The sequence below is a fragment of the Streptomyces sp. CA-250714 genome (assembly GCF_050936705.1).
In the GTDB taxonomy this organism is placed as follows: domain Bacteria; phylum Actinomycetota; class Actinomycetes; order Streptomycetales; family Streptomycetaceae; genus Streptomyces.
The window spans coordinates 3,331,631-3,354,920 of record NZ_JBNJMI010000001.1 but is presented as its reverse complement, the minus strand read 5'-3'; the positions used below and the strand labels follow the sequence as shown (position 1 = coordinate 3,354,920).

Genomic DNA, 23,290 nt, shown 5'->3' with positions numbered 1-23,290 from the left:
GGATGCGGCTCAGGAGTCGGGCTCAAGCTGCCTCACCACCCAGCAGCGCGCCGACAGACAAGGCGGCCGAGCGAACCGAGAACAGTGAGGTGGGCATATCCGGCAGCCCCTCGGCCACGAGTGCGGTGACCCGGTCGTACAGCTCTGGCTCCTCGGCAAGGATGTCGCGCGCTGCGTCCAGGCGAGCCGCGCGCTCCTCTGCGCTCTCCTCAGCGACGCCGAGCCACAGTTCTAGCGGCGTGCCAAGCGCCAGCTCCAAGGCGTCGTCCTCGGTGACGACCTGGTGACCAGCGATGAATGACTTCATGGTCATGATCCGGACTCCTGCTTCCTGGTTGGGATAGGGAGACAGGGACGGCGGGCGCTGCTTGGTCGGGAGTGCCGCCGTCGCCTGCTGAGCGCGTGCAGGTCAGACGCGAATGCGCCGGGGACGCAGAAAAACGCCGGTCAGGCCGGAGATGACGGTCACGGTGGAGGTGAAGGTGACCGACGCGATAAGGAACGTGCCTCCGCCGAGCTGAGCGACAGCGGTACCCATGACGACGCCGATGATCAGCCCGAGCGCGATGAAGCAGAGGTTGGCGACGTCCAGCGCCGGAGTCCGCGGCTTCACCGCGCGAGCCACCATCTCGACGTTCGCCGAGGGCACCGGGCGAACCGCGTCGTTGAGCCGCAACAGCACAACCCCGGAGGCCATGCCGGCGACCGTGCCCAGAGCGTCGTCCTGGCGGTCGCGGACGACGTCCCCAATGGCGAGCAACATGATCGTTCTCCTTCCGAGTCAGGCAGCCAGGAATCCCCTGGCTGCGAACCGCTCGTCACAGACGAGTGGTCATGACCCGCGACGCCGCAGCTCAGGCGGCATCGCGGACCAAAATCACTCGGCTTGGACACACTGTTGAGTTCTCAAAGAACAGCCGCTTCCTTTGGGCCCCTTTCACCGGGCCCTCCGGGCGGTCCAACACGTGACATCTTGTGCTGTCACGTTACATCGCGCAAGCCCCTCGGGGCGGTTTCTGTGCTGGTACGTGTTAGTGATGGGTAGGCTCGGGGTGTGACCAGAGCTGAGAACGACCCCAGAGCGCCCTTCGAGCAACTAGCCGATGACCTGCGGGAACGGATCAAGAGCGGCGCGATCGCACCCGGGGAGAAGCTTCCTTCCGTACGGAAGCTGGCCGAAGAGTCCGGCTTCGTTCCCGTGACGGTTCAGAAGTCCCTCAGTCTCCTTCGCCATGAAGGGTGGATCTTCACCACGGGGCGCGGAAGCTTCGCCTATGACCCCGAGTCGCCGTACAGCCCCACCGCTTCTCCGGTCACCGCTGAACAGCTCGCCGAACTCAAAGCTCAGATCTCGGAGTTGGCCAAGCGGGTCCAGGCCCTCGAAGAGCAACAGGCCGACCGTGCCGACTCGTAGGTTCCTCACCTCCTCTCCTCCCGTCTTCATCGCTGCGGTGAGCACTCAGCGTCGATAGGCTGTGTGCCGCTTGTGCATCTGTTGTACGGCCGCTGGCGGGCCGTCAAAAGACTGTCCATGTGGCCTCGATGGAGCCGCCACAAAGGACACAAGGGGAGGGCCGCTGTGGGACAGAAGCCCAAAGCGCTGACGCCAGAGGCGGGGCCTCAGCACGAGTTGGGCGCGGAGATGCGGGCGTGGCGCGACCACCGGGGCTACTCGCTGGGGGAACTCAGCAAGAGAATCAACTACAGCCCCAGCTACATGGCCCGCGCCGAGCGCGGGGACCAAGCCGCGTCGGCTGACCTGGTGACGGCCTACGACCACGAGTTGCGCGCCGAGGGTGCGCTCATCCGCAAGTACAGGCGCATTCGAGCCGCAGCTTCACAACGCCATGAGACACGTGACCAACCCCGTGTCCATGTGTCCTATCAGGGCCCTGATGTGTCCAACAGCTCTGTCCTTCTGGAGGACAGAGCCGAGGGTGAGGCAACGTCGTCGGAGGGGATTTCTGTCCCTGCCCGCACCGACGACGGAAGGATCATCTTCGTGTCGATATCCCGCCGAGCGTTGCTCGGCACCCTCGGCACTGCGGCGGCAGCAGCCGCGCTCTCGGATGCTCCCGCCGCCGCTGTCTCGCCGACTTCAGGGACGCTGCCCGCCTTGAATCCCATCGAACATTTGCAGGCCACCCGCCGCGTACTCATCGACAACGACAACCTGTTCGGGCCATACCAGAGCATCCCGATCGTTGAGCGCCAGATGGCGGCGATGAAGTCTCTACGGCGAGATCTACGCGGCGAGGATCGAAGGCAGCTTCTCCAGCTCCACACCCAGTACGCAGAGCTTGCGGGCTGGTTCCACCAGGACGCCGGGAACTTCCGCGCAGCCCAGCACTGGACGCGCGAAGCGCTGGAACTCTCCCACCTGACCGGGGACAACGAGCTCACCACCTACATCCTCGCGCGGCGTAGCCAGCTGGCCGGCGACATGCGCGACCCGATCGAGGCCCTGGACGTGGCGGAGGCGGCCGAGGGCCGAGCAGAGCCCGGCAGCCGCCTTGCCGCTGTCGCCGCGACATTCGGTGCTCATGGGTACGCGCTGCAAGGGGACGCGAACGCCTGTAAGCGCGCCTACGACCATGCGCACGACTTGCGGCAGGCCATGGATCCGAACCCCCACTCGCCCTGGGGCGTCTGGCTCGATGCCGCGTACATCGAAGTCCACCGTGCACAGAGCCTCAACGACCTCGGCGAGCACCAGGCCGCCGCTGAAAGCTTCGGCCGCGCCATTGCGAACCTCCCGGCGGGGTTCCACCGTGACCGTGGTGTCTACCTCGCCCGTCAGGCCGTCGCGCTCGCAGGAGCGGGTGAAGCGGAGGAAGCCGGGCGCACGGGCCTGCAAGCTCTCCGTATCGGAGTGGAGACCGGTTCCGGACGCATCACGCGAGAGCTGGCCCGCCTCGATGAAGACCTCGGCAAGTGGCATAGCGTCATCACCGTGAACGAGTTCAAGGACGCCATGAGGGACGCAGTGCTCAAGCAAGCCTGAGCCTCGTATCGTCTGCCTCAGTCCGCTCAGCCACCAAGGAGATGCCAGTGCCCCGCCCGTACGTCACGCTCAGCGTCGCCACCTCGATAGACGGCTACATCGACGACACCAGCCCGTCGCGTCTCCTGCTGAGCAACGCTGACGACTTCGGCCGCGTCGACCAGGTCCGCGCCGACTCCGACGCCATCCTGATCGGGGCCGGGACGATGCGGGCCGACAACCCGCGGCTCCTGGTGAACAGCGAGGAGCGGCGCGCAGCGCGCGAGGCAGCCGGCAAGCCCGCGTACCCGCTCAAGGTCACGGTGACGAAGACCGGCGACCTGGAGCGCGAGCTGAAGTTCTGGCACCACGGCGGAGAGAAGGTCGCGTACACAACGGACGCTGCCCAGGACAAGCTGCGGGAGCGGTTGAAGGGCCTCGCCGACGTTGTCTCCACTGGCGAAGACCTGGACTTCGGCGCCCTCCTGGACGACCTGGGGGAGCGCGGCATCCAGCGCCTCATGGTTGAGGGCGGCGGCCACGTCCACACGGCGTTCCTCTCCCAAGACCTCGTTGACGAGATCCACCTCGCCGTTGCCCCGCTCGTCGTCGGCCAGGCCGACGCTCCGCGCTTCCTTCACCCCGCCGACTACCCCTGGGCCTCCACTCGACGCATGAGGCTCGCCGAGGCCCGTCCGATCGGCGATGTCGTGTTCATGCGCTACCTGCCCAGGCAGGAGAGCCGCCCATGACGGCCGAGCCGTCCGCCGCCGACGAAGCCTGGATGCGCCGAGCCATCGAGCTGTCCCGTCTCTGTCCGCCGAGCCATACGGCGTTCTCGGTCGGTGCCGTCATCGTGGACGCCGAGGGAAACGAGATCGCGAACGGCTACTCGCGGGAGATGGACGAGCACGTACACGCGGAAGAGTCGGCCCTGGCCAAGCTCGCCACTGACGATGCTCGGCTCGGCTCGGCGACCATTTACAGCACGTTGGAGCCGTGCGCGAAGCGCCGCTCCCGGCCTCGGACGTGCACGGAGCTGATTCTGGCTGCTGGCATCCCGCGGGTCGTCATCGCCTGGCGTGAGCCAGACCTGTTCGTGACGGACGTTGACGGGGTGGAGGTTCTGCGTTCGTCCGAGGTGGCGGTCATTGAGCTGCCCCATATATCCGCAGAAGTACGCAAGGCGAACGCGCACCTACCCGGCATCGCCGAGTGAGCCGACGAGAACAGCCCTGCGGCCAGCCATGCGATTCCAGACTCCATCCGTATGAGATTTCCCGCGAATAATTGAAATACAGGGATTCCTCAGACCGAGATTAGACGGGCATGGCGGTTTTCCGGCAGTCGGCTCGCTGGTAGTGGGGAAGCGCGCTCGGGTCACTTGCGATGACTGCCGCTGTCGTTGCGATGGACCTCCAAAGACTGCGGCGGAAGATCGTGATTGAGCTGCCAGTGAATTTCTGAATCAAGTCCTGCAAGAGGCAAGCACGCACGCCGGTAGAGGAGGCTTAATCTTCTTTATCACCCGATCCAGGCAACCTGGCGTTGGGCGATAGACGATCAGTGAGTCGCCACAAGCCGTAAAGGAGACCGGCGCCCGTCAGGATCAGCAGGACAGATGAGCCAATCCTATCTCCCCAGGCAGTTCGCTCGTCGAGTAGGAGGCCAGGCGTCACGCTGAACACGATGACCAAAATTGAATAGAACAGCAGTCGCAACAATGATCCTGATACCGACCGCAGTGGGTACCACAGCAGAAGCTGTTCTGAACAGAGCCCAGAATCCCGGGCGTTTTGGTCGAAGCACTGCCGTAGACGCATATACGTCCTGGATCTGTTGATCCAAATAACTTACTGCCCATGCCCGCCAAGGTGTGATGTTGGCGTCTGGGGCGATCAGAGCATGCGCGTTGAACCACTCGGTGAGAAATCCCAAATAAGCACGAGCCTCATCAAGCTGTCGCCGACGTCTTGTCTCTTCGTTTCGTCGGGCACGCCACTCGTGAAACCACAAGCTTGCGACACCTAGAACCGAGGCAACAATGACTGGCAACACCGAGACGATTAGACTTGCAGGAATGCTCGTTCCGTCGTCTCTGGCCATGCCGTCACCTCATTCACCGGTCGGGGAGGCCATACGCAACCTGGAGTCGAGTATCTTGCAGTTCACAGAAATATGCTCAGGGTGAACCGCCGTCTGGGCTATCAGGCGGTCTGGGCTGGCTCCATAGTCACCAACGAGGCGCCCAGCTCTTCGATGATCGAGCACCACGCTGGCGTGGCGCGGCTCCGGGGGCTGTAGCCTCCTGGCACGCCTCGCGTGATCGGAGTCAACGTCAGCTGCGGTGGCGCAGATACCAGGCGCCACAACTGGGCAAACTCAGCGCTCACCTCCGCCTAGCAGGCAGCGCCTCGGCCTCGATCTCCCCGCCCGTCATTCTCCGGGGCTTATCTCCAGTTCGTAGACAATCTCCGCGCGTGCGGCAGTCACCACGATGTCGGCCGTCTCCACAGGTCGCCCGTCGTCGGCGTAGTACGTCCGCTCGATGCGGGTGACGAGAGAGCCTCGCGGGATGCCGAGCATCTGAGCTTCCCGAGCTGACGCTTCCCCGGGCTCCGGCTGCTCAACGGCGCGGCTCACCCGGATGCCGATCACATCCATGCGCTCAACCACACCACGGCCGGCGTGCGGGCCGCCTTCCGGCAGGACGATGATCGTGCCACCCGTGATGCTCAGCGGTTCCCAGCTGGTTGAGAGCTGCACCGGCTTGCCCTCGGCCAGGAACTCGTAATCCGTGCGGACGCAGAGGTCACCTTCAGTCAACCGGAGACGGGCTGCGATGTCGGGTGGCGCCAGCACCTTGGCCTCGCTCTGCGCCTCCCAGGTTCCGGTCTTGCCGAGATCGGCCATGTCTGCACGGAAGGGTGAGCCGTCACGCCGCGCACGCCGGAGCGAGCGCACCATGCGTAGGCGCTCGCGCGGCTCGGCGACGTAGGTGCCCGAGCCTGCACGGCCTTCCAAGAGGCCCTGAGAGATGAGCAGTTCTTGAGCGCGGCGGACCACTGCGTCGCCGACTCCGTACTCAGCGGCGAGACGCGCCCGAGACGGCAGCCGCTCGCCCGGCGACCACTCGCCGTCCGAGATGCGGCGCCGGAGCAGGTCAGCGATGTGGAGATAGGGCGGCTGCTCAGGCATGTGGAAAATCTAGCTCACCAGCTTTAATCTAGATATCTAGCTTCACTCACCGTGAGACCCGGCTGGCAGAGGATCACCATGCCCCAACCAGAGGCCGTGGCCCAATCGATCGCGTCAGCGATCACCGTGGCTGGGCTCACCCCACACATCAAACGCCAGGCCGGTTCCATCCGTGTCGAGGTGGTCACCACCGAAGTCATGTCAGCGACGGCGTGGAACGCGCTCTTAGCTGCGCTGGACAGAGGTGACCGGTTCGGGATGGAAGTCAGTGCGCAGGGTTCCGTTGCGTGGGCCGTCGTCCTCACCGACGCCTCACCGAGCGAACGCGCTGCCACTCCAGAGGGAACTGGGCCTCTGGCGTAGGGAGCTGCATGTCATGACCCGATACCTCGTCCGAGCCTTGGAGTGGACGGCTCGCTGGCTCTTCCCCGCGACCGGACGCCACCGGCCGGTTCCGCCTCCGAAGGTGAGTGGACACCTCGATGCCTCACCGAGGCTCTATCGGCCGCCCACTTACACGGAGGGGGCACCCAGCGCGCTCGTTCGCCCGTATTTCCTGGCACATGAAGCCCGTACGCGGCAGAGCAGCACGCAGGACCGCAGGCTCTTGATCTGTCCTCGTCCAGGCACGACGTACCTGGGCGGTGGCCAGGCATGAGCTATCGATCCCCCGCCTGCAGCCTCGGTCTCCATCAGGGCTGCCGCCACGCCGAGCCCAAACAGCCACCGGCCGGCACCGGCGTCACCTACGAGCCGTGCAACTGCTCATGCCACCGCACACAAACGGCAAGGGCCGCCCTTACAGGAAGGCCCAGGCATGGCGCGAAGTGAAAAGCAGGTCGCCATCGAGGTCAGCGCAGCTTCGGTCCTACTCGGCGACGAGATCCAGATAGGCGGTCAAGCCATGAGCGTGCGAGACCTCGTGCACCTCTCCGGAGGCTGCAAGCGGGTCACGTTCGCCAGCGGCGAGACCTTGATCATTACCCCAACGACCACGCTCACCGTTCTTCGTACAGCCAAGGGATGGGACGAATCATGCTGACCGCGACCACGAGACTCCGCGTCGGGGGGCGGGTACGTTGACCTACGACCGAGAAAACACGACCCCGCCCCGTCGAGGACTTCGCCTCCTGCCATGGGTGAACGAGACTGGCAATCCTTGCTTCCTCAGCCCAGAAGACGGCGCGAGCGTGCTCACGCTGCTCGCCGACGCCGTTGAGGAAGAGCAACTGTGTGACGCTGATGCGGCCCGCAGGGATGGACAAGAAGTGCTCGGCAACAGCGCGGCAGACGCGAGCGCGCTCCGCCAGGCGCTTGAAGCCTCCAACCGTGCGCTGACCGATACGCTGCGCGTCGCTGACAGCAGGGGTGACCGACTGGCGGACTATGAGGTCGCTGAGAGCGAGCGCGACGACTTGAACCGGGGGAGCGAGGGTGATGAAGACCCCGACTTCCTGGAAAGACGCTCAGCCGATGGCCAGGTGGGCGTGGCTACACGCTGACACATTCGGCGTAGCTCAGCGTTTGATGCGTCCGCGGACGGCGAGAAGGGCGAGGGGGCCAGGAGGCGGGAGATAGTGTCGTGGCCCGATTCTCGGTCCCCTGTAAACCTGACCAGCTACTACAAACCTGAGTATGTCTAGGGGACGGGCATCGTCGACCCGCGCCCGACCTTGCTAGCCCCTGTGGCGGGTACCGCCTCCTCTGCTGCATCAAGACGCTCGCTGCGCTAGCGCGTTGGTAGCCCGGGCCGTCGCCGGTGTGCGAGCCGCCCGATCGGCCCCCAGAAGGAAGGACCAGGACGGCCCGGCCGCCATGCTCGACAGCAGGGGAGGGGTGGGCAATCTGAGGGGCACATTTCGCGGGAGCGTCCGCAGCGATTCCCGGCCCCTCGTCATCGCCCGGGAGGCCAATGTCGTGGCGGGACGACATCAGAAGATCGGCGGCTTCGCTGTCAGTGCCTCGCGGTACGCTGCATGGTCGCTGGCAAGCAACAGTCAGAGCGGGCAATCGGGCTAACCGAGCTCGGAGCACCGTCGCCCCGTTAGGACACATCTGGAGACCCGAGTGCAGCCCACCAAAATCGTGGACCTCTTCGCCGGCCCCGGCGGACTCGACGTGGCAGCGGAGAAGCTTGGTGTCCCCACGGTGGGCGTTGAATGGGACTCGGCCGCATGCGCTACCCGCCGTGCCGCGGGCCTGGAGACTGCTGAGGGTGACGTTCGCCTCTATGGGCCCTCCGACTTCCCCGAGGCGGACGTGTTGGCTGGGGGGCCGCCGTGCCAGACCTTCACCGTCGCGGGGACAGGCGTCGGTCGTAGGGCCCTCGACGACGTTCTCACGTTTGGTGAACGGCTCGTGGCTCGAGAGGACCGCGAGGAGATCGAGAAGGATCTTGCCAAGCTGGACGACGAGCGGACGGGGCTCGTCCTGCAACCTCTGATGTGGGCGCTCGACGCCATCGACAGAATCGACCGCCCCTACCGGGCAATCGTCCTTGAGCAGGTGCCCGCAGTACTTCCAGTGTGGAAGGCGTATGGAAAGGCACTGGTCGAGGAGGGCTACCAGGTCGACTGCGGCATCCTGCACACCGAAGCATTCGGCGTCCCGCAAACCCGTCGGCGGGCTGTCCTGATCGCCCGATACGGCAAGGACCCGGTGACGCTCCCATCAGCGACACACCGCATCTACCGCAAGGGCGTTGCCCGAGACTCCGGAGACACGAACCTGTTGCCGTGGCGGACGATGGCCGACGTGGTCAGCCGACCGACCCCCTTCGAGGTCATCTCCAACTACGGCACCGGGGGCGACCCGAAAGCCCGCGGTCGCAGGCGGTCCGATGAGCCGTCCGCCACAGTCACGGGGAAGATCTCCCGCAACCGTGTCGTCGGCCAGGATGGCTCCGAACTCGACCGGTTCTCCTTCGCCGAGGCAGGCCGCCTTCAGACCTTCCCGTCCAACTACCCGTGGTCTGGACGGGATGTCGGTCAGCAGATTGGCAACGCCGTGCCGCCCCGGCTGGCTATGCATGTCCTCAGCGCCGCATTCGGCTGGGCCAGCCCAAGCGAAGACCAGCTACAGGGCCTTGACACGTGGCCGGTTCGCCAGCCGGTCGAGGATGCGGCTCCCGCTGCGCTGATTGCTGATTGACGACCGCGCCCGCCGTGGTGGGGCTCGTCGAACCCGGCTGAGTGGGTGCTGCCAGACTTCAGCGCGTGACGATACAAGAGGGTCTGCCGTTCCCGCAGGATGCCGCCCAGGCTGGCATGCAGGAGTCGCGAGCGTTGGCGGCGAAGCACTCGCGCCGCAATACGTTCCGCACCTGGGAGCCCCCGCGCGAGGCCATGGGCAAGGTGCCGCGCGAGTGGCGGATCCAGTCCGGTCTTACGCAGCACGTACCCGATGACCTTGCCCCGTTCGTGGATTGGTTCTACCACCAACCGGAGGCGCGAGAGCGCTTCCGATGGGCGCTCCGTGACTCCCTCGACGAATTGATCGATGGACCGCGGACAGGGCGCTGGGCGTACCAGCACCTGACGAAGACCGAGAAGACGTATCTCGGCACAGCTGTCGAGGTGAACCTCACCAAGGAGTTCGACATCGACAACGGCGCCGACCTCGACTGGTCCATTGCCGGCCTCGACATCGACTGCAAGTTTTCTAAGGATCTCGGCGGCTGGGAGATCCCGATGGAGATGTATCTGTGCGCTGACCACGGCGAGCGTAGTGGTCGGGCCGACCATGTTGCAGTCTTGACCTGGATGAACGACGACACGAGCCAGTGGGCCGCGGGCATAGTGCGAATCACCGATGAGCGCCTGCGCTGGAAGCAGAAGCGGGATGCAAGCGGCGGCCGCGTCCGTGCATACAACCGAGACAACAAACGCAAGCTCGACTACGGCGCCAAGTCTGAGGTGTACTGGCTCTGGGGTGGGCTCCAGACAGATCTGCCGACGAACCTGCTGCTCCACCTGGATGCCGAAGCACGCGAGCGGATTCTCACTGCATCATTGCCGCGCCGAAGTTCGTCGGGCCAGCAGCGGCTGAACCAGCTATTCCGCGAGGTGCGGGACCGGATCATTGGCCGACAGGCCGTGTTGACAGTCGGTCAGCAGGACGACTCGCCGAAGCGAGCCCGCGACGCACGGATACCCCTGCGCCCGGAGGGCATCGTCGTGCTGGGTCACCAAGGATCACACCCCCACGTCGCCCGTGCGCTCGGATTGCCGGTACCGATCAAGGGCGAATGGATCTCCACCCGCCTCGTTCCTGTCTCATTTGACGATGCGCGACCGAAGTTCTCACTCGACGGCCGGTTCTGGGCGCGCGCTCGGGAGGATGAGCTGCAGCTTGAACCCGATCCAGCGCCCGACCTTCCCCACGACCGAGAGATCGACGCGCCGAACCGCTCCGGGGTCGATTTCACCTCGTAGCTGCCCACTCAAACGTCTCCGGCGGCACGACGGCCCAGCAGATCTATGGGCTAGGCCGTAAGCCTCACGAAGAGCGCCGCGTTGTCATCTGTGCCACTCCAAGGTGTCCGATCAGAGACGTCGAGCGGTGCTGGCAGCGCGCTACCCCATGTGCAGGCCTGCCCATCTGGCCAGGGACCGTAGTACGTCTCAGGTCAACGTGCGCAGCCCAATGTCAGTGCCCGTAACTACTGTTCGGGCGTGGATGAACTCTTGAGTGAGGTGCTCGGCCTTCAGAAGGTGTGGCAGGCGAAGAACACCGAAGAGATGCAGCGCCGTGGCTTCGTCGTTCGTACCAAGATCCGCGCTTGGTTGCGTGAGCATGCCGAGGCTCTCGCCGTAGCCATGGAGATACCTCTCGACGACGTAGGAGTGGAGGGGAAGGATGGGGCCGGCCAGCGGGCCGAAGTCGTATGGAACCGCGTCTACTCGAAGAGCAGAGCCCCGAGCGCAACCGACGGCTGGTACATCGTCTATCTGTTCAGCGGCGATGGAGAACGCGTCTACCTCTCGCTCATGCAGGGCACGACCGAGTGGATCGCCGGAGAGCTCAAGCCCCGCGAGCCCGCCGCACTGAAGAAGCGCATCGACTGGGCCCGCCCGCTCATCGAGCATGTTGCCGTCGAGCGCGCCGACTTGCTGACGGAGATCCGTCTCAACGCACGCACGAAGCTTGGCAAGGGCTACGAGCCTGGCAACGTCGTGGCCATCGAGTACCAGCGCGACGCCATCCCCAACTCGGACGTCCTGAGTGAAGATCTGCTCTTCATGGCACGACTCTTGGGCCTCCTCTACAAGGCCGCGGACGATGCGACCTACGTTCCCGGCGACCTGCCGGTGGAGGTCCGAGAGGCAACCCAGAGTGCGGCGACCACCGCGAACCGCAGGAGCGCCCGCAAGGGCGGTCAAGGGTTCCTCCTGACCGCCGCCGAGCGCAGGGCCATCGAGAAACGCAGTGTCCTGCTCGCCACTGAGCATTTCGAGGCCCAGGGATGGACCGTGAAGGACGTTGGCGCCAGCAAGCCGTACGACCTGCACCTGACGCGAGGAGACGAGAAGCTTCACGTAGAGGTGAAGGGGACCGTGTCCGACGGTAGCCAGATCATCTTGACGCGGGCGGAGGTCGAATGGCAGCGCAGGTTCGCACCGGACAATGCCCTTGTGATCGTCCACTCGATCGAACTGGATCGCTCCGTTGAACCTGTGACCGCGACGGGTGGTGTCCTCCACTGCACCTCACCGTGGACCATCGAGGAGGAGACCTTGACCGTCATCTCCTACACCCACCGAACCGGACTGTGAGGCGGCTGGCGAGCGACTTCCTCCCCCAGGTGTCCCCCGGCAGAAAGGCAGCACACGGAACTTCGCAGGTCGTAGGTGGTCAACGGAGCCCGCTGTAAATCTGCCGGCTCAGCCTTCCCTAGGTTCGAATCCTAGCGCCGCCACAGCAGGAAGCGGCCCCCTCGCATCAGCGAGGGGGCCGCTTTCGTTGTCGGATCAGCAGGGCGCTCCGGGGGGTCAGCCCGCCTCGACTCCGGCCACCTCGTCGATGGCCTCGGGGATCGGCATGCGGCCGCCCACCAGTTCCAGCGTCAGTCCGGAGGTGCGCGGCTCGTCCAGCAGGGCGACCAGGACCGCTGCCACGTCGTCCCTCGTCACCTCGCCGTGGCCGGTCGCGGGGGCCAGATGGACGCGGCCGGTGCCCGGGTCGTCGGTCAGCCGGCCGGGGCGCAGCACTGTCCAGTCGAGGCCGCGCCGGGCCCGCAGATCGTCGTCTGCGGCGCCCTTGGCGCGCAGATAGTCGGCGAAGACCGGGTCCATGCCCTCGGGCGTCCCCTCCAGGGAGGCGTCGGCGCGCATGGCGGAGACCATCAGATAGCGGCGTACGCCGGCTGCCTCCGCGGCGTCCGCGAACAGGACGGCCGCCTTGTAGTCCACCGTCTCCTTGCGTGCGCTGCCGCTGCCCGGCCCTGCGCCGGCCGCGAAAACGACCGCGTCGGCGCCCTCCAGATGGCGGGCGACCTCGTCGACGCTCGCCGTCTCCAGGTCGCATACGACGGGTTCGGCGCCGGCCGCCAGGAGGTCGCTCGCCTGCTCCGGGCGGCGTACGATGCCCGCCGCCCTGTCCCCGCGCCCGGCGAGCAGCCGCTCCAGCCGCAACGCGATCTGACCGTGTCCACCAGCGATAACTGTGCGCATGTCTCGACCGTACGCCCACGTCGACAGTCACCGGCGCACCCCGGCCCGGGTCACCCCTGTGACTGGCGCGGCAGTCCCAACTCGCGGGCTCCGACCAGGTCGCAGTACTCGCGTACGGCGCTGGTGCGGGCCACCACGCGCCCCCGGTGGACGACGATCCGGCTGTAGGCGAGCGAGAGCGCCCCGGCCAGCTCGCTGCCGCGGACCGCGAGCAACTCGGCGGGGAATCCGGCCTCGACCCGTACCTCGGGCAGTCCCATCGCGGCTCGCGCGCGGGTGCTGACTGCCTCGTAGGCGCTGTACGGGCGGGCTTCGCCGTGCGAGGCCAGCAGGTAGGCGGCCTCCAGCGGGTCGCCCCGGCCGACCTGGTTGGCGGCGTCCCGCAGCGCCCCGCTGCCCGCGGCGACCGTGACCCCGGCCGCCGTCAGCACCCGTACGGGTGCCGTCCGGGAGGGCACGGTGGGGGTGGGACGGCCCAGGACACCGCAGTTGCCCTGCGGCAGACACACCACCGTCACCCCCGCGGCGGCCAGTTGACCCGCCGCGCGCTGTGCGACCTGGTGCGGCAGCCGGGCGAGGCCGCCGCACGGGCCGATCGTGACGCCGGGCCGCAGCCCGCCAACCGCCGCGGCGAGCCGGGCGAGTCGCGCCGGGTCGCTGCCGTCGGTGTGCAGGTCGACCGGGCAGCCGTGTTCGGCGGCGACCTCCATCACCGCCTCCACGTAGCCGCCCGGATCCGGATCCAGGTCGGGGCAGCCGCCCACCGCCGCCGCGCCCATCTTCACCGCGTCCCGCAGCATCGACAGCCCTTCGGCGCCCGCCGCACCGGTCAGCAGCCGGGGCACGGCGACGGCGCTCAGGTCCACCAGACCGCGCAGCGCCCTGCGGGCCTGGAGCACCGCGGCCAGGGAGCGCAGTCCGGCGACGTCACCGATGTGCACATGGGTGCGCAGCGCGGTGGCGCCCTGGCTGAGCTGGAGGAGCGCCGCCTCGGTCGTGCGCCGCTGTACGTCCTCCGCGGCAGGGTCGCCGGGTTCGGCACCGTCGCTGTGGCGGCCGAGTTGGGGCCGGCCAGGGGGTTCGGCTGTCAGTGCGGTGTCGTAGTGCGCATGGGGCTCGGCGGGAGCGGGGAGCAGCAGATAGCCCGACAGGTCGACACGGGTGGCGCTGTCCTGCCCGGCTTCGAGGCTGCCGGCCGTACCGACGGCCTCGATGCGCTCGCCGACCAGCCGTACGTCGACGGTGCGGCCGTCCGCGAGCCGTGCGCCGCACAGCACGAGGGAGCGTGCCGGGCGGGCGGAATGCCGGGCGGCGGCATCGCGGAAATCCCGCCCCGCCTTTTCCGGTTCCTGCGGCTCGCTGTCGGTCATCTGGCTCCCACGTCGCATCTGGGACGAGCGTAGGACGCCCGGTGAGCGGCGGCGGGGAGGAGGCGAATAGTCGTACTGGTGTGGTGGCGGAGCCGGTTGGGACGGCCGGTACGAGGTACTCGTAGGGGGTCCGTGCGCTGCACGATCCGCGACGGACGGGGCGTGATCCGGGACAAGATCGGGGAGTGTCGGCGGTGCGAATACCGATTTCACGTTTGGCGGCGGGACGTGTAATGTCTTCACCGCTCGCCCCAATAGCTCAGTCGGCAGAGCGTCTCCATGGTAAGGAGAAGGTCAACGGTTCGATTCCGTTTTGGGGCTCTGATGTGAGAGATCTTCCGTCGGGAGGTCGCCGCATCGTGGCGGTGTAGCTCAGTCGGTAGAGCAAGCGGCTCATAATCGCTGTGTCACCGGTTCAAGTCCGGTCACCGCTACTTCACCGACAGTAGCCGGTTGTGGGGTCGGTCCTCCGATCGGCTACTCTTTCTGCGTTAAAACCCCGTCCGTTCGTCAAGGAGCACTCACGTGGCTGCCACAGACGTCCGCCCGAAGATCACGCTGGCCTGCGTGGAGTGCAAGGAGCGGAACTACATCACTAAGAAGAACCGGCGCAACAACCCGGACAGGCTTGAGATGAAGAAGTTCTGCCCGCGCGACAACCGGCACACCGTGCACCGCGAGACGCGCTGATTCCTCTCATGCTCTGAGGCCGTCCCCGCCAGTCGGGGTCGGCCTCGTGCTGTGTCCGGCTCCCCTGACCCGGCTCCGGGAGTCCGGACGTCGCCCGGCTACTGGAGCCGGACGCCCGCGAAAGCCGTACCCGTCGTGAAACCGCCACACTGCCGCAGGAGGCGCCGCCGATGGCACTCGATCAGTCCTTCGTCGGACGGACGTACCCGCCCAGCAGGCCGTACGAGGTCGGCAGGGAGAAGATCCGCGAGTTCGCGGAGGCCATCGGTGACGACAATCCCGCCTACACGGACGTCGAGGCGGCCAGGGCGCTCGGTCACCCGGATGTGATCGCGCCGCCCACCTTTGTCTTCTCCGTCACCTTCCAGGAGGCGGCCGGCGTGGTGCGGGACCCGAAGCTGGGCCTGGACTACGCCCGGGTGGTGCACAGGGACCAGCAGTTCGCCTACCACCGTCCTGTCCGTGCCGGGGACCTGCTTTCGGTCACCTCCACGATCGAGTCCATCAAGTCCCTGGCGGGCAACGAGGTCCTCGACATCCGCGGCGACGTCCAGGACGCGGCGGGGCAGCCGGTGGTGACCGTGCACACCAAGCTGGTGGCGCGTGCGGTCGAAGCGGTCGAAGGGGAGTGACGGAAATGACAGCAAAGGTCGCCTACGCCGATGTGGAGGTGGGCACTCAGCTGCCCTCCCGCACCTTCCCGGTGGACCGTGCCCGGCTGGTCAGGTACGCCGGTGCCTCCGGGGACTTCAACCCCATCCACTGGAACGAACGCTTCGCCAAGGACGTCGGACTGCCAGACGTCATCGCACACGGCATGTTCACCATGGCCGAGGCCGCCCGGGTGATCACCGACTGGACCGGCGACCCCGGTGCGCTGCTGGAGTACGGCGTGCGCTTCACCAAGCCGGTCGTTGTCCCGGACGACGACAAGGGCGCGGCCATCGAGGTGGCGGCGACGGTCGCCAAGAAGCTGGACGACGAGGCCCGTACGGTCCAGGTGGATCTGACGGTCACCAGTGCGGGCACCAAGGTGCTGGGCATGTCCCGGGCCGTGGTCAAGCTCGCCTGACCGCTGCCCGCGCCGCTTCAAGGGCCACCGCGCCCGGCCTCCGGCGGAGCGGTGCGCGCTTCCCCGTACTCTGGAGCGCGTGCAGGAACTCTACGTTGACTCCGGTGTCCCTCTGGTCTCGCTCGCCCCGCTGACGACGCTGCGCCTCGGCGGGCCGGCCCAGCGGCTGGTCACGGCGACCACTGACGACGAGGTGATCGCGGCGGTCCGCGAGGCGGACGACAGCGGTACCCCGCTGCTGATCATCGCCGGCGGCAGCAATCTCGTCATCGCCGACGAGGGCTTCGAGGGAACGGTCCTGCACATCGCGACCGGCGGTTTCTCGCTCTCCGGCACCGGCCTGGAGCTGGCGGCGGGAGAGAACTGGTCCAACGCTGTCGCACGCACCGTCGAGGCGGGGCTGGCGGGCATCGAGTGCCTGGCCGGTATCCCGGGCTCCGCGGGCGCCACGCCGATCCAGAACGTGGGCGCGTACGGCCAGGAGGTCTCCAGCACGCTCACCGAGGTTGTCGCCTACGACCGGCAGACCCGCGAGACGGTCACCCTCACGAACGCCGAGTGCGGGTTCTCCTACCGGCACAGCCGCTTCAAGGCCGACCCCGCGCGCCACGTCGTACTGAGGGTGCGTTTCGCGCTGGAGGACGCGGAGGGCCTGTCCGCGCCGATCAAGTACGCGGAGACGGCACGTCTCCTCGGCGTCGAGGCCGGCGACCGGGTACCGGCCGCCACCGCGCGTGAGGCCGTGCTGCGGCTGCGCGCCGGGAAGGGCATGGTGCTCGACCCCGACGACCACGACACCTGGTCGGCCGGCTCCTTCTTCACCAACCCGATCCTGGACGACGCGGAGTTCGCCTCCTTCGTCGACCGGGTGCGGGACCGGCTCGGGCCCGAGGTGGCGCCCCCGGCCTTCCCCGCGGGGGACGGGCGGACCAAGACCTCGGCGGCCTGGCTCATCGACAAGGCGGGCTTCACCAAGGGATACGGCCAGGGCCCGGCCCGTATCTCCACCAAGCACACCCTGGCGCTCACCAACCGCGGCTCCGCCACCACCGCCGACCTGCTCGCGCTCGCCCGCGAGGTGCGCGAGGGAGTACACGCCGCCTTCGGTGTGACCCTCACCAACGAGCCGGTGATGGTGGGCTGCGCGCTGTAGGCAGTTCCTAGAGGCCGAAGTCCGGAGGGGCGGCGGGGCTCAGTTGGCGATCCCGATGACCTTCCGCTCGGTGCATGTGTCGTCCACCATCCCCAGCATCGCGGCCGCCAGGTCGGCACGGGTGATACGGAGCCGCCGCGGGACGGCAGTGCCCTCGCGCAGTTGCCACTCGCCGGTGGCGGGCTTGTCCGTGAGCTGCGGCGGGCGCACCACCGTCCACCGCAGCGCGCTGTTCCGGATCTCCTCCTCCATCACGGCCAGATCGGCGTAGACGTTCCTGAAGACCCGCCGCACCAGCGGCAGCAGGACCGCGCGGTGCAGGCGGCTCTCGTCGGGCGGCTGGGTGCCCACCGGCGCCGCGCTGACCGCGAGGTAGCGCTCCACGCCCTCCGCCTCCAGGGCGCGCAGAATGGCGCGGGTGCCCGTGGAGGCGATACCGGCGGCCTTGTTGGAGGGGGCGCCGAGCCCCGACAGCGCCGCGTCGGCGCCGGCGACCAGGGGGCGCAGTGCCTCGGTGTCCCGTACGTCGGCTGTGGCGACGTTCAGCAGTTCGTGCCGTACCGGCAGCCGGTCCGGATTGCGTACCACGGCTGTCACCTTGTGGCCCGCTTCCAGGGCCTGGCGTACGAGCTGCTGCCCGGTGCCGCCGGTGGCGCCGAAGATCGTGTAGCGCATGACGCATTGCCTCTCCGCCGAGGTGGGTGAGTATTCACTCACCGATAGGGTGGGTGAATGCCCACTCACAAGTCAACACGGCAGGTCCGGCCCACCCGTGAACGCATCATCGACGCCGCCGAGCATCTGCTGCGCACCATCGGCCTCGCCCGCACCACCACGAAAGAGATCGCTCGTGAGGCGGGCTGTTCCGAAGCGGCGCTCTACAAGCACTTCTCCGGCAAGGAGGAGATCTTCGTACGCGTCATGCACGACCGGCTGCCGCGCCTCAACCCGCTGCTGAGCGAGCTCGCCCAGGAGCCGGGGCAGCGCGGCCTGGAGCGCAACCTCACCGACATCGCCGAGCACGCCGCTCTCTTCTACGAGCAGAGCGTCCCCATCGCGGCGTCCCTCTTCGCCGAACCGGCCCTGAAGCGGCGCCACTTCGAGGGCGTACGCGAGCTCGGCGCCGGTCCCCGCACCCCGCTGATCGCCCTCGCCGCCTATCTGCGTGCCGAGCAGAAGCGCGGTGCTGTGCGGCCCGACGCCGATGTCGAGTCCGCTGCCGCGCTGCTGCTGGGCGCCTGTTCGCAGCGCGCCTTCCTCTACGACTTCGCCGGTGGAGAGCGCCCCGAGCAGCCGCTGGGCGACTTCGTACGCGGCCTCGTCCGCACCCTGCTGCACGGTCTGGCCCCGGGCGGGGCGGACCGTTCCGGGGCACGCTAGCCGGGCTCGGCCGCCAGCCAGGTGTCGATGTCGGCCAGCACTTCCTCCCGTACGTCCTGCGGCATCGCGGCGCCCCGCACCGACTGCCGCGCCAGTTCGGCCAGCTCGGCGTCGGAGAACCCGTGCTCGCGGCGCACCAGTTCGTACTGTGCTGCCAGCCGCGAGCCGAACAGCAGCGGGTCGTCGGCCCCCAGCGCCATCGGCACCCCGGCGTCCCACAGCACCCGCACCGGCACGTCCTCCGCCTTGTCGTAGACGCCCAGCGCCACATTCGAGGAGGGGCAGACCTCGCAGGTGACCTGCCGTTCGGCCAGCCGCGCCAGCAGCCAGTGGTCCTCGGAGGCGCGGACCCCGTGCCCGATCCGGGCGGCGCGCAGATCGTCCAGGCAGTCCCGTACGCTGCTCGGCCCCGACAGTTCGCCCCCGTGCGGCGCCGCGAGCAGCCCGCCCTCCCGCGCGATGGTGAAGGCCCGGTCGAAGTCCCGGGCGAAGCCGCGCCGCTCGTCGTTGGAGAGCCCGAAGCCGACGATGCCGCGGTCCCGGTAGCGCACCGCCAGCCGGGCCAGCGTGCGGGCGTCCAGCGGGTGCTTCATCCGGTTCGCCGCCACCAGTACGCGGATGCCGAGCCCGGTCTGACGGGAGGCCGACTCCACCGCGTCCAGGATGACCTCCAGCGCGGGGATGAGCCCGCCGAGCCGCGGTGCGTACGAGGTGGGGTCGACCTGGATCTCCAGCCAGCGCGAGCCGTCCTGCACGTCCTCCTGGGCCGCTTCCCGTACCAGGCGCTGGATGTCCTCGGGCTCCCGCAGGCAGGACCGCGCGATGTCATACAGCCGCTGGAACCGGAACCAGCCGCGCTCGTCGGTCGCCCGCAGCTTCGGGGGCTCGCCCCCGCTCAGCGCGTCCGGCAGATGCACGCCGTACTTGTCCGCCAGTTCGAGCAGCGTGGAGGGACGCATCGACCCGGTGAAGTGCAGATGCAGATGAGCCTTCGGCAGCGTACGCAGGTCCCGCTCTCCGGAAGAGTGCAACATCCCAAGATCCTGCCGCATCCGGGCCCCCGAGAGGTAGCCGGTTCCCGGAAGGGGACGTTCCGGCAGGGGACATCCCGAAAACGCGAGCGGGCCCGGGGCAGTGCCCCCGGGCCCGCTTCGCCTGCTCCCATGAGCCGGCCGCGTCAGTCGCTCGCCTCGGCCAGCAGCTTCTGCATCCGCGAGACGCCCTCCACCAGGTCCTCGTCGCCCAGCGCGTAGGACAGCCGCAGATAGCCGGGGGTGCCGAAGGCCTCGCCCGGTACGACGGCGACCTCGACCTCCTCCAGGATCAGAGCGGCCAGTTCGACGGTGGTCGCGGGCCGCTTGCCGCGGATCTCCTTGCCCAGCAGCCCCTTCACCGACGGGTAGGCGTAGAACGCGCCCTCCGGCTCCGGGCAGAGCACGCCGTCGATGTCGTTGAGCATCTTCACGATGGTGAGGCGGCGCCGGTCGAATGCCTTGCGCATCGCCGCCACGGCGTCCAGGTCGCCGGATACGGCGGCCAGCGCGGCGGCCTGCGAGACGTTGCTGACGTTGGACGTGGCGTGCGACTGGAGGTTCGTCGCGCCCTTGATCACATCCTGCGGGCCGATCAGCCACCCCACGCGCCACCCCGTCATGGCGTACGTCTTGGCCACACCGTTGACGACCACGCACTTGTCGCGCAGCTCCGGCACGACAGCCGGCAGCGAGCTGAACTGCGCGTCGCCGTAGACCAGGTGCTCGTAGATCTCGTCGGTGAGCACCCACAGCCCGTGCTCCAGCGCCCAGCGGCCGATCTCCTCGACCTGCTCGCGCGGGTAGACGGCGCCGGTCGGGTTGGAGGGCGAGACGAACAGCAGCACCTTGGTCTTCTCGGTGCGCGCGGCCTCCAACTGCTCGACCGAGACCCGGTATCCGGTCGTCTCGTCCGCCACCACCTCGACGGGGACGCCGCCCGCGAGCCGGATGGACTCGGGGTAGGTGGTCCAGTAGGGCGCGGGCACGATGACCTCGTCGCCCGGGTCGAGCAGCGCGGCGAACGCCTCGTAGATCGCCTGCTTGCCGCCGTTGGTGACGAGCACCTGGGAAGCGTCGATCTGGTAGCCGGAGTCGCGGAGCGTCTTGTCGACGAGGGCGGACTTGAGTTCGGGGAGTCCACCGGCGGGGGAGTAGCGGTGGTTCTTCGGGTCGCGCGCCGCCTTCACGGCCGCCTCGACGATGTAGTCGGGCGTCGGGAAGTCGGGCTCGCCGGCGCCGAAGCCGATCACGGGGCGCCCGGCGGCCTTCAGCGCCTTTGCCTTGGCGTCCACGGCCAGCGTCGCGGACTCGGAGATCGCGCTGATACGGGCCGACAGACGTCGCTCGGACGGGGACTGTGCAGGGGGAGTCGCTGCGGTCATACAGGCATGTTCCCAGACCCGGCACTCGCGGGGCACCGGGGTTTGGCCGCGACCGGATCACACTCCGCGACGGCGGGCGGGCCAGATCCTGTTCGACGCCCGGCCGTGGAGCACGTACACTCCTACGTCGTTGGCCTTCAACCGTCACTCACAGCGTGCTCTTGGCGCGCACTCCATGCAACGGCGTGGATGCGGTAGGTTGAGGGAGACACAAAGGGTCGTAGCTCAATTGGTAGAGCACTGGTCTCCAAAACCAGCGGTTGGGGGTTCGAGTCCCTCCGGCCCTGCTACACACACGTCGCCGAGGTGTGTGCTTGCGTACGTAGAATTGCACTGAATTGCACCGCCGTGCGGCCGGGCCGGACGCCGCAGGGCAACGACCCGGATCAGGTGAGGACGAGTGACGGAGATCACGGATACCACCGAGGTCCCCGAGCCCGGAGGGTCGTCCGAAGGCAAAAAGCCGCGGAAGGGCGGAAAGCGGGCGAAGAAGGGGCCGCTGGCTCGGCTCGCGCTCTTCTACCGCCAGATCATCGCGGAGCTCCGGAAGGTCGTCTGGCCGACGCGGCAGCAGCTCTCCACGTACACGAGCGTTGTGATCGTCTTTGTCATCATCATCATCGCTTTGGTGTTCGTGATTGACTATGGGCTGACCGAAGTCATGAAACACGTCTTCGGCTGACCCTCCGCGAAGAGCCCCCTCCGCGGGGCTTTCCGCATGTTCGACCCCTTGAAGCCAGGAAGAAGCAGCCACCGTGTCTGAGCCGAACATGAACGATGCCGTCGAGCCCTCAGAGGGCGACGACACGGCGCGCGACATCGTCGAGGCAGCGGACAGCAGCGTCGACCAGGCGGAAGCCGCCGAGGCCGCTGCCGGTGAGCCCGCCGAGGAGGCCGCCGTCCGCGAGGAGGGCGACGCCGAGGCCGTGGCCGAGTCCGACGAGTCCGCCGAGGAGGCGGCCGCCGAGGCCGAAGAGGCTGCTGAGGGCGAAGAGGCCGAGGAGGAGCAGGTCGACCCCGTCGCCCAGCTCCGCGAGGAGCTGCGCTTCCTCCCCGGTGAGTGGTACGTGATCCACACCTACGCCGGCTACGAGAACCGCGTGAAGACCAACCTGGAGCAGCGCGCCGTCTCGCTCAACGTCGAGGACTTCATCTTCCAGGCCGAGGTGCCGCAGGAGGAGGTCGTCCAGATCAAGAACGGCGACCGCCGCACCGTGCGCCAGAACAAGCTGCCCGGCTATGTGCTGGTCCGGATGGATCTGACCAACGAGTCGTGGGGCGTCGTCCGTAACACCCCCGGCGTCACCGGCTTCGTCGGCAACGCCTACGACCCGTACCCGCTGACCCTCGACGAGATCGTCAAGATGCTCGCCCCGGAGGCCGAGGAGAAGGCCGCCAAGGCCGCCGCGGCCGACGAGGAGGGGAAGCCCGCGGGCGGCCCCGGCCGCAAGGTCGAGGTGCAGGTCCTCGACTTCGAGGTCGGCGACTCGGTCACCGTCACCGACGGTCCGTTCGCCACCCTCCAGGCGACCATCAACGAGATCAACGCCGACTCGAAGAAGGTCAAGGGCCTTGTCGAGATCTTCGGCCGCGAGACCCCGGTCGAGCTGAGCTTCGACCAGATCCAGAAGAACTAACCCTCCCGAACCCTCTGCGGGTCCCCGGTCTTTCGGCCAGGGGGCGCCCCCAGGGGCGGGAACACCAGCTTCCGGACAGGTCAGGAAGGCGCTCGCGCCCTTCCTGACCTGCTCGGTTTCAAGCCGCGTAACGGTACGGGCTATCGTTGTGCGGTATGCCTCCGCCCGGGTGACGGGCGGAAGGACGAATCACCTCTCACCAGGACCCGGAGAGAACATGCCTCCCAAGAAGAAGAAGGTCGCGGGGCTGATCAAGCTCCAGATCCAGGCCGGCGCCGCCAACCCGGCTCCGCCGGTCGGCCCGGCGCTGGGTCAGCACGGCGTCAACATCATGGAGTTCTGCAAGGCGTACAACGCCGCGACCGAGTCGCAGCGTGGCTGGGTGATCCCGGTGGAGATCACGGTCTACGAGGACCGTTCCTTCACCTTCATCACCAAGACGCCGCCGGCCTCGAAGATGATCCTCAAGGCCGCCGGCGTGGAGAAGGGCTCCGGCACCCCGCACACCAACAAGGTCGCCAAGATCACCCGCGACCAGGTGCGCGAGATCGCCACGACCAAGATGCCCGACCTCAACGCCAACGACCTGGACCAGGCGGAGAAGATCATCGCCGGTACCGCCCGTTCCATGGGTGTGACCGTCGAGGGCTGAGCCCTCGGCACCGGCACCTCTCCCCACCCCCGTGGCAGGGCCAAGCGCTGGCCCGCACCACGACTCCA

25 protein-coding genes and 3 tRNA genes are annotated in these 23,290 nt (G+C 67.7%); 20 read left to right on the top strand and 8 right to left on the bottom strand.

The annotated features are described in order from the left end of the window. Positions 1–22: 22 nt before the first annotated feature. Both ACQEU8_RS14875 and ACQEU8_RS14870 read right to left on the bottom strand, forming a co-directional pair. A complete protein-coding gene (locus ACQEU8_RS14875; RefSeq protein WP_433100713.1) occupies positions 23–313 on the bottom strand; it encodes a hypothetical protein in 291 nt (96 codons plus the stop codon). Between the two features lie 96 nt (positions 314–409). Then, on the bottom strand, positions 410–763 hold the full coding sequence (locus tag ACQEU8_RS14870) for a hypothetical protein (RefSeq protein WP_433100711.1): 354 nt from the start codon (positions 761–763) through the stop codon (positions 410–412). 291 nt (positions 764–1,054) lie between these two features. Here ACQEU8_RS14870 and ACQEU8_RS14865 point away from each other — a divergent pair, with 291 nt between their 5' ends. The 4 genes from ACQEU8_RS14865 to ACQEU8_RS14850 all read left to right on the top strand — a co-directional run bounded on the left by ACQEU8_RS14865 (position 1,055) and on the right by ACQEU8_RS14850 (position 4,202). Then, a complete protein-coding gene (locus ACQEU8_RS14865; protein ID WP_433100709.1) occupies positions 1,055–1,414 on the top strand; it encodes a GntR family transcriptional regulator in 360 nt (119 codons plus the stop codon). A 165-nt stretch (positions 1,415–1,579) separates the two neighbouring features. Then, a complete protein-coding gene (locus ACQEU8_RS14860) occupies positions 1,580–3,004 on the top strand; it encodes a helix-turn-helix domain-containing protein (protein WP_433100707.1) in 1,425 nt (474 codons plus the stop codon). 47 nt (positions 3,005–3,051) lie between these two features. After that, positions 3,052–3,735 (top strand): RibD family protein, encoded by a 684-nt coding sequence (locus tag ACQEU8_RS14855; RefSeq protein WP_433100705.1) that lies wholly within the window; start codon positions 3,052–3,054, stop codon positions 3,733–3,735. After that, on the top strand, positions 3,732–4,202 hold the full coding sequence (locus ACQEU8_RS14850; RefSeq protein ID WP_433100703.1) for a deaminase: 471 nt from the start codon (positions 3,732–3,734) through the stop codon (positions 4,200–4,202). Before ACQEU8_RS14855 ends, ACQEU8_RS14850 begins: the two co-directional genes overlap by 4 nt. A gap of 1,217 nt (positions 4,203–5,419) precedes the next feature. On the opposite strand, the gene ACQEU8_RS14845 is transcribed toward ACQEU8_RS14850, so the two are convergent. After that, positions 5,420–6,181, bottom strand: coding sequence for a GntR family transcriptional regulator (locus ACQEU8_RS14845; protein ID WP_433100701.1), 762 nt, complete (start codon positions 6,179–6,181; stop codon positions 5,420–5,422). An 817-nt stretch (positions 6,182–6,998) separates the two neighbouring features. Between ACQEU8_RS14845 and ACQEU8_RS14840 the strand changes: the two genes are divergently transcribed. From ACQEU8_RS14840 to ACQEU8_RS14820, 5 genes are all read left to right on the top strand, one after another. Then, positions 6,999–7,223 (top strand): hypothetical protein, encoded by a 225-nt coding sequence (locus ACQEU8_RS14840; RefSeq protein WP_433100699.1) that lies wholly within the window; start codon positions 6,999–7,001, stop codon positions 7,221–7,223. A 97-nt stretch (positions 7,224–7,320) separates the two neighbouring features. Next, the gene (locus ACQEU8_RS14835) at positions 7,321–7,683 is read left to right on the top strand and encodes a hypothetical protein (RefSeq protein WP_433100697.1); all 363 of its coding nucleotides are present in this window, start codon (positions 7,321–7,323) and stop codon (positions 7,681–7,683) included. 565 nt (positions 7,684–8,248) lie between these two features. Beyond that, complete coding sequence (locus tag ACQEU8_RS14830; RefSeq protein ID WP_433100695.1) at positions 8,249–9,331, top strand: DNA cytosine methyltransferase; 1,083 nt, start codon at positions 8,249–8,251, stop codon at positions 9,329–9,331. 65 nt (positions 9,332–9,396) lie between these two features. After that, positions 9,397–10,614, top strand: coding sequence for a NaeI family type II restriction endonuclease (locus ACQEU8_RS14825; RefSeq protein ID WP_433100693.1), 1,218 nt, complete (start codon positions 9,397–9,399; stop codon positions 10,612–10,614). A 240-nt stretch (positions 10,615–10,854) separates the two neighbouring features. Continuing rightward, on the top strand, positions 10,855–11,955 hold the full coding sequence (locus ACQEU8_RS14820; protein ID WP_433100691.1) for an MrcB family domain-containing protein: 1,101 nt from the start codon (positions 10,855–10,857) through the stop codon (positions 11,953–11,955). A 216-nt stretch (positions 11,956–12,171) separates the two neighbouring features. Here ACQEU8_RS14820 and ACQEU8_RS14815 read toward each other — a convergent pair whose 3' ends face one another. Together ACQEU8_RS14815 and ACQEU8_RS14810 are read right to left on the bottom strand one after the other, a co-directional pair. Beyond that, the gene (locus tag ACQEU8_RS14815; protein ID WP_433100689.1) at positions 12,172–12,852 is read right to left on the bottom strand and encodes an SDR family oxidoreductase; all 681 of its coding nucleotides are present in this window, start codon (positions 12,850–12,852) and stop codon (positions 12,172–12,174) included. Between the two features lie 50 nt (positions 12,853–12,902). Continuing rightward, positions 12,903–14,222 (bottom strand): amidohydrolase family protein, encoded by a 1,320-nt coding sequence (locus ACQEU8_RS14810; protein WP_433102395.1) that lies wholly within the window; start codon positions 14,220–14,222, stop codon positions 12,903–12,905. A 248-nt stretch (positions 14,223–14,470) separates the two neighbouring features. Between ACQEU8_RS14810 and ACQEU8_RS14805 the strand changes: the two genes are divergently transcribed. From ACQEU8_RS14805 to ACQEU8_RS14780, 6 genes are all read left to right on the top strand, one after another. Beyond that, a tRNA-Thr gene (locus ACQEU8_RS14805) sits at positions 14,471–14,543 on the top strand. A 40-nt stretch (positions 14,544–14,583) separates the two neighbouring features. Continuing rightward, a tRNA-Met gene (locus ACQEU8_RS14800) sits at positions 14,584–14,656 on the top strand. Positions 14,657–14,747: 91 nt separating this feature from the next. Next, positions 14,748–14,912, top strand: a complete 165-nt coding sequence (gene rpmG, locus ACQEU8_RS14795) for a 50S ribosomal protein L33 (RefSeq protein WP_019354206.1) — start codon at positions 14,748–14,750, stop codon at positions 14,910–14,912. 170 nt (positions 14,913–15,082) lie between these two features. Continuing rightward, entirely contained in the window at positions 15,083–15,544 is a 462-nt protein-coding gene (locus ACQEU8_RS14790; RefSeq protein ID WP_433100687.1) for an FAS1-like dehydratase domain-containing protein, read from the top strand. Between the two features lie 5 nt (positions 15,545–15,549). Next, the gene (locus tag ACQEU8_RS14785) at positions 15,550–15,984 is read left to right on the top strand and encodes a MaoC family dehydratase (protein ID WP_433100685.1); all 435 of its coding nucleotides are present in this window, start codon (positions 15,550–15,552) and stop codon (positions 15,982–15,984) included. Between the two features lie 79 nt (positions 15,985–16,063). Continuing rightward, on the top strand, positions 16,064–17,137 hold the full coding sequence (locus ACQEU8_RS14780; protein ID WP_433100683.1) for a UDP-N-acetylmuramate dehydrogenase: 1,074 nt from the start codon (positions 16,064–16,066) through the stop codon (positions 17,135–17,137). Positions 17,138–17,176: 39 nt separating this feature from the next. Here the strand turns inward: ACQEU8_RS14780 and ACQEU8_RS14775 are convergent, their stop codons facing one another. Then, a complete protein-coding gene (locus ACQEU8_RS14775) occupies positions 17,177–17,812 on the bottom strand; it encodes an NAD(P)-dependent oxidoreductase (protein WP_433100681.1) in 636 nt (211 codons plus the stop codon). A 57-nt stretch (positions 17,813–17,869) separates the two neighbouring features. Between ACQEU8_RS14775 and ACQEU8_RS14770 the strand changes: the two genes are divergently transcribed. After that, a complete protein-coding gene (locus ACQEU8_RS14770; protein ID WP_433100679.1) occupies positions 17,870–18,517 on the top strand; it encodes a TetR/AcrR family transcriptional regulator in 648 nt (215 codons plus the stop codon). Here ACQEU8_RS14770 and ACQEU8_RS14765 read toward each other — a convergent pair. Then, entirely contained in the window at positions 18,514–19,569 is a 1,056-nt protein-coding gene (locus ACQEU8_RS14765; protein WP_433100677.1) for an adenosine deaminase, read from the bottom strand. The genes ACQEU8_RS14770 and ACQEU8_RS14765 overlap by 4 nt on opposite strands. 125 nt (positions 19,570–19,694) lie before the next feature. Next, on the bottom strand, positions 19,695–20,933 hold the full coding sequence (locus ACQEU8_RS14760) for a pyridoxal phosphate-dependent aminotransferase (protein ID WP_433100675.1): 1,239 nt from the start codon (positions 20,931–20,933) through the stop codon (positions 19,695–19,697). 214 nt (positions 20,934–21,147) lie between these two features. On the opposite strand from ACQEU8_RS14760, the gene ACQEU8_RS14755 reads away from it, so the two are divergent. The 4 genes from ACQEU8_RS14755 (at position 21,148) to rplK (ending at position 23,222) form a co-directional block, all read left to right on the top strand. After that, positions 21,148–21,220, top strand: a tRNA-Trp gene (locus tag ACQEU8_RS14755). 113 nt (positions 21,221–21,333) lie between these two features. Beyond that, positions 21,334–21,615: a preprotein translocase subunit SecE gene (gene secE / locus ACQEU8_RS14750; protein ID WP_433100673.1), complete on the top strand. Its 282-nt coding sequence runs from the start codon at positions 21,334–21,336 to the stop codon at positions 21,613–21,615. 73 nt (positions 21,616–21,688) lie between these two features. Beyond that, a complete protein-coding gene (gene nusG / locus ACQEU8_RS14745) occupies positions 21,689–22,570 on the top strand; it encodes a transcription termination/antitermination protein NusG (RefSeq protein WP_433100671.1) in 882 nt (293 codons plus the stop codon). Positions 22,571–22,787: 217 nt separating this feature from the next. Further along, entirely contained in the window at positions 22,788–23,222 is a 435-nt protein-coding gene (gene rplK / locus ACQEU8_RS14740; RefSeq protein WP_433100669.1) for a 50S ribosomal protein L11, read from the top strand. Positions 23,223–23,290 lie beyond the last annotated feature (68 nt).

What these genes read in the sequence shown, in the direction of transcription:
- ACQEU8_RS14875 (WP_433100713.1), bottom strand. Translation starts at nt 313, where the DNA reads ATGACCATGAAGTCATTCATCGCTGGTCACCAGGTCGTCACCGAGGAC.
- ACQEU8_RS14870 (WP_433100711.1), bottom strand. Translation starts at nt 763, where the DNA reads ATGTTGCTCGCCATTGGGGACGTCGTCCGCGACCGCCAGGACGACGCT.
- ACQEU8_RS14850 (WP_433100703.1), top strand. Translation starts at nt 3,732, where the DNA reads ATGACGGCCGAGCCGTCCGCCGCCGACGAAGCCTGGATGCGCCGAGCC.
- ACQEU8_RS14845 (WP_433100701.1), bottom strand. Translation starts at nt 6,181, where the DNA reads ATGCCTGAGCAGCCGCCCTATCTCCACATCGCTGACCTGCTCCGGCGC.
- ACQEU8_RS14840 (WP_433100699.1), top strand. Translation starts at nt 6,999, where the DNA reads ATGGCGCGAAGTGAAAAGCAGGTCGCCATCGAGGTCAGCGCAGCTTCG.
- ACQEU8_RS14815 (WP_433100689.1), bottom strand. Translation starts at nt 12,852, where the DNA reads ATGCGCACAGTTATCGCTGGTGGACACGGTCAGATCGCGTTGCGGCTG.
- ACQEU8_RS14810 (WP_433102395.1), bottom strand. Translation starts at nt 14,222, where the DNA reads ATGACCGACAGCGAGCCGCAGGAACCGGAAAAGGCGGGGCGGGATTTC.
- ACQEU8_RS14790 (WP_433100687.1), top strand. Translation starts at nt 15,083, where the DNA reads ATGGCACTCGATCAGTCCTTCGTCGGACGGACGTACCCGCCCAGCAGG.
- ACQEU8_RS14785 (WP_433100685.1), top strand. Translation starts at nt 15,550, where the DNA reads ATGACAGCAAAGGTCGCCTACGCCGATGTGGAGGTGGGCACTCAGCTG.
- ACQEU8_RS14775 (WP_433100681.1), bottom strand. Translation starts at nt 17,812, where the DNA reads ATGCGCTACACGATCTTCGGCGCCACCGGCGGCACCGGGCAGCAGCTC.
- ACQEU8_RS14770 (WP_433100679.1), top strand. Translation starts at nt 17,870, where the DNA reads ATGCCCACTCACAAGTCAACACGGCAGGTCCGGCCCACCCGTGAACGC.
- ACQEU8_RS14765 (WP_433100677.1), bottom strand. Translation starts at nt 19,569, where the DNA reads ATGCGGCAGGATCTTGGGATGTTGCACTCTTCCGGAGAGCGGGACCTG.
- ACQEU8_RS14760 (WP_433100675.1), bottom strand. Translation starts at nt 20,933, where the DNA reads ATGACCGCAGCGACTCCCCCTGCACAGTCCCCGTCCGAGCGACGTCTG.
- rplK (WP_433100669.1), top strand. Translation starts at nt 22,788, where the DNA reads ATGCCTCCCAAGAAGAAGAAGGTCGCGGGGCTGATCAAGCTCCAGATC.